We start from the raw sequence: 13,076 nt of genomic DNA, 5'->3' as shown, positions 1-13,076 counted from the left end.
CAGCCATGGACAGGCAGGCATAAAAAATCGCCAGGAGCGATTTTTAACAACGCAACGCGTTGGCCTGTAAGGTGCCAGCCATGGACAGGCAGGCATAAAAAATCGCCAGGAGCGATTTTTAACAACGCAACGCGTTGGCCGGCATAAAAGCGGGAATCAATCCCGCTTTTGGTTGAGCCAAATGGTGGATTAATCCTGGCCGATACGGGCCTTGATATCGTTCAAAAGGGCTGAGCTGCCAAAACCGTTGGCTGCAGCCCAGGCTTCGAGCCCTTCCGCTTGCAGCGCTTTGGCTGGCATCTGTTTCACAAAAAATGCACCTGTTTCATAAGCATCGCTGCGAATGGCAAACTGGATCAGGCTGTCACCATTGCACTTTACGGCATCGTATATTTTGCGCACGTTCATTTTGTTGTCTGACAACACTTTACGTACCCGGTTTTTATCGTCGGCTTTGGTGTATTCACATAACGACACCAGCCATTGCTCTTGCGCCATCGCAGGGGCTGCAACAGCAGTGAAGGTCAACAGCGCCGCACAGGTAACAAGTTTCTTCATTGGATTTTCCTCAGTGGTTAAATTGATAATATCGAAACTATAGACAGGGTGTTGAGCTTTGCCAAGTATGGTTCTGCTGAAGAAATAAGCAAACGAATTAATTTAAAATCAGTGGCTTACGTCTGGATGGCTAAAGGTGCCTGAGCTGGCGTTGCCGTACAGCTCAGGCAGAGCGGGGTTAACCTAACCAGGGTTGCTGCTGGCGGCGTTTCTGTTCGTACTGCTCTATTTGCGGATTAAACTGCTCGCTGGCACCGATAAAATCCAGGCCAGACAACAGCCGTTGTTTAATATCCGGGTCTATCTGAAAACCCAGCGCTGCATTGTTACCGAGAATGATTTGCTGGCCTGCCAGGTCAATCGACAGCTCCAGCGGGCCTTGCTGGCAGCGGCTGAACAGGTAATCAATATTGGCCGGGCTTAAGCTGATCAGCAACATACCGTTGTTAATGCTGTTATTAAAGAAAATGTCTGCAAAACCTTCGGCAATCACCACATGAAAGCCGTACTGCTGAATAGCCCAGGGCGCGTGTTCCCGGCTGGAACCACAGCCAAAATTGGCACGGGTTAACAACACGGATGCCCCCTGATACTGCGGCTGGTTCAGCACAAAATCTGGGTTGGGTACTCCGTTGTCCAGATAACGCCAGTCAAAAAACAGCGCTTCGGCAAAACCGTCGCGGCTGACTGAGGTTAAAAACTGTTTCGGGATGATCTGGTCGGTATCGACATTGTTTTTATCCAGCGGACAAACCAGGCCTTTGGCAAAGATTGGGCTCATTTCAGGCTCCTCGGGCTATATCAACAAAACGGCCGGCAATAGCAGCGGCGGCAGCCATGGCCGGGCTGACTAAATGGGTGCGGGCACCACGGCCCTGACGGCCTTCAAAATTACGGTTCGAAGTGGAGGCACAGCGCTCACCGGCACCCACACGGTCATCATTCATGCCCAGGCACATAGAGCAGCCGGGTTCGCGCCATTCAAAACCTGCGGCTTTAAACACCTCGGCCAGCCCTTCGGCTTCGGCCTGACGTTTGACCGAACCTGAGCCCGGTACTATCAAAGCGCGCACGCCAGAAGCGACCTGCTTGCCTTGCACCACGGCGGCCGCCTGGCGCAGGTCTTCAATCCGGCTGTTGGTGCAGGAGCCGATAAAGACCACATCCACGGCCAGGTCGGTCAGCTTCTGGCCAGGTTCTAAGCCCATGTAACTCAGCGCACGGCGGGCGGCGTCGGCTTTGATTAAATCGCTGAAGGACTCAGGAGAGGGTACTGGCTCGTCGACGGCGATCACCTGTTCCGGGCTGGTGCCCCAGGTGACCTGAGGTTTGATACTGTCAGCGGCTATGGTCACTGTTTTATCAAACACTGCATCGGCGTCGGAAAACAGGCTTTGCCAGTACTGCACGGCACCATCCCAGTGTTCTGCTGTTGGCGCATAAGGACGGCCCTGCATATAAGCAAAGGTAGTGGCGTCCGGTGCGACCAGGCCAGCTTTAGCGCCCATTTCAATGCTCATATTGCACAGCGTCATCCGGCTTTCCATGCTCATGCCACGAATGGCTTCACCACAAAACTCGGCGACATAACCATTACCACCCGCTGTGCCTAACACCCCAATCACCGCCATAATCACGTCCTTGGCGGTCACCAGCGGTGACAGCTGGCCTGTCACTTCGACTTTCAGTGTTTTGGCCCGTTGTTGTGGCAAGGTTTGGGTGGCCAGCACATGCTCCACTTCAGAGGTCCCAATACCAAAAGCCAAAGCACCAAAAGCGCCGTGGGTGGAGGTGTGCGAATCGCCGCAGACAATGATCATGCCTGGCTGGGTTAACCCCAGTTCAGGGCCAATCACATGCACTATGCCCTGATCCGGGTGGTGTAAATCCAGCAGGGTAATGCCATTGGCTGCACAGTTGGCGGCCAAAGCTTCCAGCTGCTTACGGGAGGTTTCGCCAGCAGCGTCGTAGCTGCGTACCTGAGTGGAGGTGTTGTGGTCCATAGTGGCAAAAGTTAAATCCGGACGGCGTACAGCGCGACCCGCCTGACGCAAGCCGGCAAAAGCCTGCGGGCTGGTCACTTCGTGAATTAAATGCCGGTCAACAAACAGCAGGTCGGTGCTGCCATTCACAGCGGCAACCACATGGCTTTGATAAATTTTCTGGTACAGAGTCTGGCCCATCTTAGGTTCCTCGTCAGATAGCGGCAATCACGGCTGCACCTACATCTGCAGTGCCGTAGTTTGAATTTGGATGAATGTCACGGGTGACCACCCCATCGCTTAAGGTTTTGGCCACTGCCGCTTCAATGGCGCGGGCTGCGGCTTCTTCAGCAAAGCTGTAACGCAGCATCAGGGCTGCACTTAAAATTTGGGCTATTGGGTTGGCAATGCCTTTGCCGGCAATGTCAGGTGCAGAGCCGCCCGCCGGCTCGTACAGACCAAAGTTGGAACCGTTCAGGCTGGCGGATGGCAATAAGCCCAGAGAGCCGGCAATAGCGGCTAACTCGTCGGACAAAATGTCGCCAAACAGGTTGTCACACAGCAGCACGTCAAAGGCCTTAGGCGCACGGATCAGTTGCATAGCCGCATTGTCGATATACATATGTTCCAGTTCGACCTGCGGGTAGTCTTTCGCAACCCGTTCCACCACGTCGCGCCATAACACGCTGGTGGACAGCACATTGGCTTTATCAATCGAGGTGACTTTGTTGCGGCGTTTGCTGGCGGCGTCAAAAGCGACGCGGGCGATGCGTTCAATTTCAGCCACACTGTAGCGCTGGGTGTCGTAAGCGTCGATGTCGCTGCGGCCTTTGTCGCCAAAGTAAATGCCGCCGGTCAGCTCACGCACACACAAAATATCCATGCCCTGGCTGCTGATGCGCGGGTGCAGTGGAGATAACTCCGCAAAGGCCGGGTAAATCTGGCCTGGGCGCAGGTTGCAGAACAAATCAAAAGCTTTACGCAAAGGCAATAAAGACGCGCGTTCAGGGTGTTGCGCCGGTGGTAAACTGGCAGTCCATTTGGGGCCACCGACCGAGCCGAATAAAATGGCGTCGCTTTGTTTGCACAGGGTCAGGGTGTCATCCGGCAGTGCTGTGCCTGTGGCATCAATAGCAGCACCGCCGATCAGCGCCTGAGTGGCGGTGATTGAAAAGCCGTACTTGCCGGACACTTTATCCAGCACTTTTAACGCCTGAGCCATCACTTCAGGGCCAATGCCGTCACCGGCCAACACGGCAATTTTATAGTTCTTCATGCTTATTTCTCTGTAGGTTCTGTCTGGAATTCCGGGCTGCGACGCGCTTGTTTGGCAGCGTCTACCTGTTTGCTGCGTTCAATTAAATTCAGCACATGCACATAAGCCAGCACGGATGCACGCACTATGTCTGTGGCCAGACCGGCGCCGTGGTAACGGCGGCCCTGATGCTCGGCAATAATGTCCACCTGGCCCAACGCGTCTTCGCCGCTGCCTTTGGCCTGCAGGTTAAAGTCGACCATCCGTACTTCGGTACCCACCATACGCTGAATGGCCTGGAAGGCTGCTTCCACCGGGCCATTGCCTGTGGCGGCCTCAGTTTTGACTGTGCCATCCACACTGATCCCCACTGTGGCACTGGCCACATGGCCTGTATGAGTCGAGGAGCTTAGAAACTCCAGCTGGTAAGGTTCATTGGTGTCTTGCAGATTCTGGAAAAACACCAGAGCTTCCAGGTCGTAATCAAAGACCCGGCCTTTTTGGTCGGCTAAGGCCAGGAAGGCCTGATAAATCTGATCCAGGTTGTAGTCGTCCTGGGTGTAGCCCATTTCGCTTAAACGGTGCTGGATCACAGCGCGGCCGGAACGTGAGGTCAGGTTCAGTTCGTTCTGACGGATACCGACCTGCTCCGGTGACATAATTTCGTAGGTGTTTTGTGCCTTTAACACGCCGTCCTGGTGAATGCCTGAGCTGTGGGCAAAGGCATTTTCACCGACTATGGCTTTGTTCGGCTGGATCGGCATATGGCAAATCTGGCTGACCAGATGGCTGGAGCGGTATATCTCGGTGCTTTTGATGTCGGTGTAAAAGGGCAACACGTCGCCACGGGTTTTGATAATCATCGCCACTTCTTCCAGCGAGCAGTTGCCAGCCCGTTCGCCTATGCCATTGACTGTGCATTCAATCTGGCGGGCGCCAGCCTGAATGGCGTTAATGCTGTTGGCCACCGCCAGGCCCAAATCGTTATGGCAGTGCACACTTAAAATGGCCTGGTCGATATTGGGCACTTTGTTTTTCAGTTCGGTAATGATGCGGCCAAATTCATTTGGAATGGTGTAACCGACAGTATCCGGAATATTGATGGTACGGGCACCGGCTTTGATTGCGGCTTCCACGGCGCGGCATAAATCATCAATCGGAGTGCGGCCGGCATCTTCACAGGAAAACTCCACATCGTCGGTGTAACGACGCGCCTGCTTGATGGACGCGACGGCCTGTTCAATGGCCTGGTCCAGTGTGCGGCGTAACTTGTACTGCAAATGCAGAGGGGAGGTGGCGATAAAAGTGTGAATACGTTTACGTTCGGCGGGCGCCAGGGCTTCACCGCAGGCGTCGATGTCAGCGGCCACAGCGCGCGCCAAACCACAGATGATCGGGCCTTTAACGTCGCGGGCTATGCTTTGCACCGACTGGAAATCACCGGGTGAAGACACAGGAAACCCCACTTCCATCACATCCACATGTAAGCGGGCAATGGCATGGGCCAGCTGGATTTTCTGTTTATGACTTAAGCTGGCACGCAGTGCCTGCTCGCCATCACGTAAGGTGGTATCGAAGATCCAGATTTTGTCGCGGCCACTCATAAAATAATCCTCTTAGCATATGAATTCCTGTGCGGTGGCCTTGGTTTGGATACAAAAAACCCCGGCCTGTGGCACGGGGTTGAAGTGTGTGGTAACTACAGATTTACCAATGCACAAGACCCCGTGGTCCGTTGAGGAGCACGAGGAGGCTGAGCATGGTGGTGTTCTGAGTTACAAAATTCATCGACTGTTATTCGCCGTATTTGTTATGGCTTTTATTAGTAGCACGGCCACATGGTGATTGCAACAGTATAGATGGCTAAACCGCCATGTTTTTTGCCGGCTATTTCGGCAGAAATTGCGCGGGTTTTGCGCAAACACAAAAAAACAACCTTGTTTTTGCTGAATTTATCAGCAGTTATTTAATTTTTTACGGCTTTTGATGAAAAATACATGACGAACACTGTTTCTGCGCATAGAATACGCGCCGTCGCCCGGGTGGTGAAATCGGTAGACACAAGGGATTTAAAATCCCTCGGGGGAAACCCCGTGCCGGTTCAAGTCCGGCCCCGGGCACCATCTGCAGGCAGTTTATTCCTTATCATTCCTTATCCTTACCTACGTAACGCTATCTGGTGCCTGACTGCAGCTCAGGTTAAATGCATTCGTTCGCCATAACTCTGTGGCCACTTTTCTGGATAGCAACATCAGCAGGACAGCATCTGGTGGACAGTTATGGTTGCTGACTGCAGTGTTTAACATGCTTCCAGTATGGGTGCTTATCTTTTTTCCGGCGCAGATCCTACTCTGGCGCCCTTGCCATGCTTTTTCTTTCAGTCCGGATACCACTGCACAGATCCCCCTTTTCTGTCAAAAAAGAGGTCCGCGGATGGAAAGGCTGTGGAAAGCGCATCGTGCCGGACAGACCGTCAGGTTAAATAAACTGAACTCGAGCTAACAGGCGCCGGCTTTTCCCCTGAATGAAACTGGCTTTGGCCTCAGCCCGAGAATGCAGAATCCTGATTTTGGCGACTTTTTAGTCACAATTGCTTTGCTAACCTTGCAGCGTTTTATCACATTCATACGCTTGATAATTGGAGGAATAGAAGGATGAACAGGCAATTAAGAAAGCTATGGTGGTTGACTCTGTGGGCGCTGCTGATTGACTTGCCACTTTTTAGCCACGCTGCAGAGGCGCCAGGTGCGCTGAGCCTTATCGTCACAGATCAGCAGACTGACCGGCCACTCGCAAGCGTGCAGATCACGCTCAGGAAAAGGGAAACCTCTGCCAGCCAAACGTTCGCAACCGACGGGCAGGGCCGCATCCTCGTTGAGCAGCTCGAGCCAGGGCTGTATTCGGTAAGCGCAGCCAAAAGTGGGTTTGTGTCCTCCTATGAGCCAAGCGTCCGCGTCATCACACGCAAAACGATGCAGATTAACTTCGAACTACTGAAAGAAGAGGCGATTGAGGTGGTGGAGGTCCGGGCCCGGCAGGCGGATGCCTTTGCCTCAGCATCGAGTACCTACCTCGACAGGGAAGCATTACAAAGTGCCGTGGGAGGAGGTGCAGATCCGCTGTTGTCACTGGATGGCTTGCCTGGTCTGGCATCCACAGGGGAGTTTGCCAACTTTAGCGTACGTGGCCGTGGCCCACGGGATAATTTGTTATTCGTGGATGACTTTCCTTTTGATAAGGCGGTGCACTTTGATGCAACTTTGGGTGAAGACGAAGATGTCGGTGGCGGCGGCCGTTTCTCGATTTTTGCACCGAACCTGATCAGTGGTGCAGAGTTTTCGCCCGGTGGCTGGGGGCCCGCTTATGGCGGCCGGGCGGCATCGCTGCTCAAACTGGAAGTCGCCGATGGCAATCCTAGCCCTTCAGCAAGTTTCCGCTACGACCTGGCAGGTTATGAAGTGGGTTACGATGGCCCAACAGGTGTGACCGGGGACTCTACTATGCTGCTTTCGGCCCGGCGGCTGGATTTTGGCGCTTTTTTTGAAACTATCGAAGAACTGGACATTGGTGATCCTGTGTTAAGAGATATCATCGTCAAGTCGGTGATCCCAGTGAACCAGAACCATACAGTTGAAATTCTGCTGATGGATACCTACGAAGACTACATTCGTGATGTCACTCATGTGTTTGCGTCGCCCAATTTCGAAGATGTTGCGCTGCTGGATTTCAAACAAGACAGTGACTTGTACGGTCTGACGTTGCGGTCATTGGTGGGTGATGAAGCGGTCTGGACCAACAAACTTTACTCCCGTAAAAGCGACAAGCTGAGTTCTGAGGGCGAAGCCTTTCCTGATCTGGTCCCTCCGGGGTCACCGGCATCCAGTTTTCCGGTGCGGGAGGACATTCTGACCATAGGTGAAAATGAAACAGAGCTGGGCTGGCGCAGCGATTTTGAGACCCTGAATTCATGGGGTCGGTTCAGTGCAGGTGGACAGGTCACGCAAATTGAACTGGACTACACCACTGTGCTGGCGGGGGATTGGACCCGGTTTATCTACGACGAAGATGACTTCAGACCCGACCCCGAACAGCGTTTTATTGTACTTGAGCCCGACCATATCAACTCTGCCATGAAGCGGAAAGAAACCAGCTATGCGGGCTACGCCGAGCAGGTTTTTGAAGTTGGTGATTGGGATTTTGGCACTGGCTTACGGCTGGAGCGGGATGGTTTTGCCGACCAAAGCCTGGTGTCGCCGAGGTTCAATGCAAACTGGCAACCCACTCAAAGGGTCAGATATTTTGCGACCGCAGGACTTTTTCATCAGTCGCCACGCTTTTTACAGCTGGCCGCCAACGAGTCCAATGACCTGAAGAACGAAAAAATCAGCCATGGCAGTGTCGGTTTCAAATATTTCCTCAATACCCATTGGTCGGTACTCACGGAGGCCTATTATCAACAGCTCGACGATCTGGTGGTTGACCTTGACCGGGCCAGCGGTACCTTTGCCAACATAGGGGACGGTACTTCCTACGGCGTGGATATAGTGGTTAACGGCACCATCCGCGAAGGGCTTTACACGACGGCAACCTACTCGTATAACGATATCGTGATAGACCGCAAGGACGGTCGTGGTGAGGTTGCGGCCGACTTCAGCCGAGAGCATGTCGCCACCCTGGGCCTGACCTGGGAAATTAACGACCGCTGGAAGGTGGCCGGACGCTACAAATATCTGTCTGGCCGACCCTATGACGACTTTATTATTCACTCCGATGTGTTGGGACCCGGACAACCCCTACGCTACTCAAAAGAGATCACTGCCCGTAATGTCGGTCGTTATAGCGGCTATGGCTTGTTGAACCTTCGGGTTGACTATCGACGCGCATTTGGTCCCATTGATGTGACGGCCTTTCTCGATGTGATCAACGCCACCTCCGCGTCGTCGGGCGATGACACCGAGTTTGATTACCGCCGGGGTGTAGAGGTGAAAGACGACAGCGAAGCCGAGCCACTGATTGGTCTTCGGCTGGATTACGCCTGGTAACAGAGGAAAGCAGATGGTTCGCAAACTTGGTGACGCACCGATCAGAGCCTTGATTGTCGAAGACAATCGCGACATTTGTGCCAACATTGCCGCTTATCTGGAAACGCATCACTATATTCTGGATTTTGCCTATGACGGGTTAAGTGCGATGCACCTGGCGTTGACGAACCCGTTTGACGTCATTGTGCTGGACCTGATGCTACCGGGCATGGATGGCCTGAGTTTTTGCAAAAAGCTGCGCGCCGATGCCAATCTGGAAACGCCTGTGCTGATGCTCACGGCGCGAGACACCCTTGAAGACAAACTGAAGGGGTTCGAGGCGGGCGCCGACGACTACCTGGTCAAGCCGTTTGCATTGCAGGAGCTGCACGCACGGTTGCAGGCGCTGTACAAACGCAGCCACGGAAAAACCGACAACCTGCTCACTGTGGGGGAGCTGACGTTCAACAAGTCCACACTGCAAGTTCATCGTGCCGGACGGCGTGTTGATCTGAACCCTACGGGCATGAAACTGCTGCAACGCTTGATGGAAGAGGCGCCCTCTGTGGTGGACCGCGATGCGCTGGAAACCTTATTGTGGGCGGATGAGGTTCCCGATGGTGATGCGCTTCGATCCCATATGTACAAGCTGCGACAGGCCATTGACAGGCCGTTTGACAGGCCGCTTATTCACACAGTGCATCGTATCGGCTACCGAATTTCAGAGGAACTTGAATGATGTACAGGCACAGTTTGCGCAAGCGTGTTGCATTTGCTTTTGCGGTCTGTGTCGCTGGACTCAGCCTGGTCTGGGGATTGGCTTTTTTTGCGGCGATCAGGTTGAGCGAAGACCGGGTGCTGACCCGGCAGCTGGAGGTGGCGGCCAAAAGCTATCCGGAAATTTCGGTGAACCTTCGCAGTTACGCTGAGGCTGCCAGTTTGCCGGAATCACTGAAGGAATGGGCGCAGACGAACCCCGCTGAGGGATTGTACGAATTCGAAAGCGAAGAGTTGCATGTCGCGGTCGTCGCTGCCGGCAAGGCGCAGCAACAGGCCTTTGTGGTGTTCGACGTTGCCGGGATTGAAGCGGCGTCGTCCGAAGACTGGTGGTTGCTGCTGGTGATCACCAGTGTGGTGGGAACCCTTGGTGTGCTGGGCTTCGGACTGGGTTTAGTGGTGATGCGCAGAGCTGTCGCCCCTGTCACACAACTTGCCAAAGTGGTGGCGGACATCGACGTAGAACATCTGTCGGTGGATGATCATAAACGCATTGAGTCTGGCCGTTTTGGCGGTGATGAGGTGGGTGTACTTGCTGAGACTATTGAGCGGACGCTTGAACGTATCAGTGCATTTGTGGAGAGAGAGCGGTACTTTACCAGTTCGGCCAGCCATGAGTTGCGCACGCCCATTACGGTTATTACAGGTGCGCTGGAGTTGCTGGAACACAGTGATTTGTCAGCGGCCGATGTCAGGGCACTCGAGCGGGTAAGGCGTGCCACGCTTGATATGAAAACCACCATTGAGATGTTTTTGTGCCTTGCCCGCGAAAGCGATGATGGGTTGTATGACGCGCAGTTTTTTGTGATGCCGCTGGTGACCAAGGCAATAGAACAGCAACGCTACCTGCTGAGTGGTAAGTTTGTTGCCATTGAGATAGACGAACGCGCAAACCCCAGACTCTGCGGACATCCACAGGCGTTTTCGATTGCGGTCACTAATCTGGTGCGAAATGCGTTTGAGCACACGCTGGCCGGACAAGGGCCGATCAAGGTTCAGATCCATGACCATGAACTGCTGGTCACCAACCAGCTGAGCAATGAGATGGATGACCGGCACAGGCCAACCGAGGCCTCGTCTTCTCACGGCTATGGCTTGGGGCTGGGAATAGTGCAGCGGCTGTGTGAGCGCAATGGCTGGTCGTTTTCGCTGCTTGCTGAAGAAACGCATGTCGTCGCCCGTCTTTCCTGGCCTGAGGCCAGCACTCCGTCAGACCAATGGCAGCCCCCCTAAGCCGTTCTCCGGTTGCTTGACACCAGGCTTTGCCATTCCTGTTAAAACAGCAGTACCGGCGCTTGCTATTGTTTTGTAAAAAGAGCTAAAGTCCCGCCGAAATGCAGTGGTACCCCGGTTGGGGGTCATTGCATTGTTCTCTGGAGCAGTGTGTTGTTGTAAGGCGTGGTGGTGTTAAAGGGGAGGGAGCCGTTACCGGGCACCAAGACCACGGAGTTTTCTCATCTGTTGATTCACTGAATTTCTTCGGTATTTTCTTCAAGCACATACTGCTATAACTAAAACCAGTCGTCTTTATTCGTGAGTTTTAGCTGATGCACTATTATTCCTTTGATTTTATTAAAGAAATGCCGAAGTCGGATTTACATCTGCACTTAGACGGCAGTTTAAGGCTCGACAGCCTGATTGAAATGGCGGCCAAAGCCAATGTCAGTTTACCCAGCCAGACGGTGGAAGGCTTAAAGCAACTGGTGTTTAAAGACAGTTACCAGAACTTAGGCGAATACCTGCATTGCTTTCAGTACACCTGTGCTGTGCTGCGCGATATGGAGAATCTGGAACGGGCGGCTTATGAACTCGCCATCGATAACCAGCTGGAAGGGGTGAACTACATTGAGGTGCGCTTTGCTCCGCAATTGCTGATTGATTTACCAAACGGCATTGATTTTGACCGGGTGATGCATGCGGTCAACACTGGTCTGAAGCGCGCACAGCAGGAATACAATCAGCAGCCAGCTATTCAGAATGGTGACAAACCGCCTTTTGCTTACGGCATTATCAATTGCGCCATGCGTATGTTTGGTGACAAAGGGTTTTCACCTTATTACACCAACCTGTTCCAGCTGATGCGCGATTTCACCCCAATAGAAGTGATTAAACTGGCGGCGATGGAGCTGGTGCGGGCCAGTGTCAGGCTGCGTGATGAGGCCGGTATTCCTATTGTTGCGCTGGATCTGGCGGGGCAGGAATCGGGTTATCCGGCGCATAACTTTAAAGAAGTCTATGAATATGCCCACCAGCACTTTTTACTGAAAACCCTGCATGCCGGTGAAGCTTATGGCGCCGAGAGTGTGTTTGAAGCCATTACTGAATGTTACGCCGACCGTATTGGCCACGGTTATTCGTTGTTTGTGCCGGACATGATCCAGGACTCAGCCATCAAAGACAAAGCGCGTTATATCCGCGAGCTGGCGTCTTATATTGCCGACAAGCGCATTGCGATCGAGGTGTGCCTGACCAGTAACCTGCAAACCAACCCGGCTATTGGTTCCATTAAAGCGCATAAGTTTGGCGATATGCTGGACCACCGTATTGCCACAGTGATCTGCACCGACAACCGGCTGGTGTCGAACACCACGGTGTCGCGTGAATACAAACTGGCACTGGATCACTTTGATATTCCGCTGAAACGTTTAAAAGACATGGTGGCTTATGGCTTTAAAAAGAGTTTTTTCCCTGGCAGCTATGTCGAAAAACGTCAGTACGCCAAACAGTGCCTGGAGTACTTTGACAAGGTCGCCCGTAAATACGGTTTTATTGACTAACCCCTCTGGGGTCAGAGTACTACTCTGACCCCACGCCTGCTTGCAACTATGCCTCACCACTCATTTTATCTATCTGATTTTTAAAGACTTTAATGGGTTTTAACTTTTTCTGAGAAAACTGTCGCTAAAAAGATACAGTTTAAGTTGTTGATTTGTATCGATTTATTTTATGAGGGGGATTTGCTGTCGCTAATTGGCAACAGATCTTTTGTGGTTGGCATTCAGTTTCAGCCCTTTACTAAGGATGAGCTGACATTTATTTATTTATCTTATTGTTTTTAAATGATTTAATTTTTTATTTTGGAGTTGGCACAGTCTCTGCATTGTTAGTGTCGTCACGGTAAATTAGGTAAGAGATACGAGGTTGTTGCTCTTACCTAATTTACCGACCGGCGCAGCCCAGGCTGCAACTCAACAGATGTAAGAGAGGTCAATCATGGATATGTTTTTAATCACCGCAGTCGCCTTCTTTATGGTTAACGCTTTTGTGTTCGTCAGCTTCCTGCGCAAAATTGATTTGAATGGTGCCCAGGTAAAGGAGTTGGAGCGGGCACAGGCAGCTGATGCTTATGCCCGCACTGCTGCCAAGGCGCGTAAAGCACGTGCTCTGGCCTCTGCTGTGCAGGTTGCCCAATAAGCTGCTGTCAAACTTGAGAAAAGCCGGTCCTTTGACCGGCTTTTTGCTTTCTTGCGCCGGATAAAATCC

General features: G+C 52.7%; 10 protein-coding genes and 1 tRNA gene. 6 read left to right on the top strand and 5 right to left on the bottom strand.

Features of this window, described 5'->3' with window-relative positions:
* Nucleotides 1-189 precede the first annotated feature (189 nt).
* From WKJ04_RS10295 to leuA, 5 genes are all read right to left on the bottom strand, one after another.
* The gene (locus WKJ04_RS10295) at nucleotides 190-558 is read right to left on the bottom strand and encodes a DUF3718 domain-containing protein (RefSeq protein ID WP_337880344.1); all 369 of its coding nucleotides are present in this window, start codon (nucleotides 556-558) and stop codon (nucleotides 190-192) included.
* Nucleotides 559-736: 178 nt separating this feature from the next.
* Nucleotides 737-1,339 carry a 3-isopropylmalate dehydratase small subunit gene (gene leuD / locus WKJ04_RS10290; protein ID WP_337880343.1) on the bottom strand — a complete coding sequence of 201 codons (603 nt, stop codon included), beginning with the start codon at nucleotides 1,337-1,339 and terminating at the stop codon, nucleotides 737-739.
* Between the two features lies 1 nt (nucleotide 1,340).
* The gene (gene leuC, locus WKJ04_RS10285) at nucleotides 1,341-2,741 is read right to left on the bottom strand and encodes a 3-isopropylmalate dehydratase large subunit (protein WP_337880342.1); all 1,401 of its coding nucleotides are present in this window, start codon (nucleotides 2,739-2,741) and stop codon (nucleotides 1,341-1,343) included.
* Between the two features lie 13 nt (nucleotides 2,742-2,754).
* Nucleotides 2,755-3,816: a 3-isopropylmalate dehydrogenase gene (gene leuB, locus WKJ04_RS10280; RefSeq protein WP_337880341.1), complete on the bottom strand. Its 1,062-nt coding sequence runs from the start codon at nucleotides 3,814-3,816 to the stop codon at nucleotides 2,755-2,757.
* 2 nt (nucleotides 3,817-3,818) lie between these two features.
* Nucleotides 3,819-5,399, bottom strand: coding sequence for a 2-isopropylmalate synthase (gene leuA / locus WKJ04_RS10275; RefSeq protein ID WP_337880340.1), 1,581 nt, complete (start codon nucleotides 5,397-5,399; stop codon nucleotides 3,819-3,821).
* Nucleotides 5,400-5,831: 432 nt separating this feature from the next.
* Here leuA and WKJ04_RS10270 point away from each other — a divergent pair.
* From WKJ04_RS10270 to WKJ04_RS10245, 6 genes are all read left to right on the top strand, one after another.
* Nucleotides 5,832-5,918 (top strand) — tRNA-Leu (locus WKJ04_RS10270).
* A gap of 531 nt (nucleotides 5,919-6,449) precedes the next feature.
* Entirely contained in the window at nucleotides 6,450-8,837 is a 2,388-nt protein-coding gene (locus tag WKJ04_RS10265) for a TonB-dependent receptor (protein ID WP_337880339.1), read from the top strand.
* Nucleotides 8,838-8,877: 40 nt separating this feature from the next.
* Entirely contained in the window at nucleotides 8,878-9,555 is a 678-nt protein-coding gene (locus WKJ04_RS10260) for a response regulator transcription factor (protein WP_337880375.1), read from the top strand.
* The gene (locus WKJ04_RS10255; protein ID WP_337880338.1) at nucleotides 9,555-10,826 is read left to right on the top strand and encodes a HAMP domain-containing sensor histidine kinase; all 1,272 of its coding nucleotides are present in this window, start codon (nucleotides 9,555-9,557) and stop codon (nucleotides 10,824-10,826) included. The genes WKJ04_RS10260 and WKJ04_RS10255 overlap by 1 nt, the downstream gene beginning before the upstream one ends.
* A 314-nt stretch (nucleotides 10,827-11,140) precedes the next feature.
* Nucleotides 11,141-12,370: an adenosine deaminase family protein gene (locus tag WKJ04_RS10250; RefSeq protein ID WP_337841501.1), complete on the top strand. Its 1,230-nt coding sequence runs from the start codon at nucleotides 11,141-11,143 to the stop codon at nucleotides 12,368-12,370.
* A gap of 436 nt (nucleotides 12,371-12,806) precedes the next feature.
* Nucleotides 12,807-13,007, top strand: coding sequence for a hypothetical protein (locus WKJ04_RS10245; protein ID WP_337841500.1), 201 nt, complete (start codon nucleotides 12,807-12,809; stop codon nucleotides 13,005-13,007).
* The last annotated feature ends 69 nt before the right edge of the window (nucleotides 13,008-13,076 follow it).

Origin of the sequence: Rheinheimera sp. (assembly GCF_037442345.1) — a bacterium.
Classification (GTDB): Bacteria; Pseudomonadota; Gammaproteobacteria; order Enterobacterales; family Alteromonadaceae; genus Pararheinheimera.
Note: the sequence above shows the minus strand (reverse complement) of the source record. Positions and strands in the feature narration are given on the sequence as shown.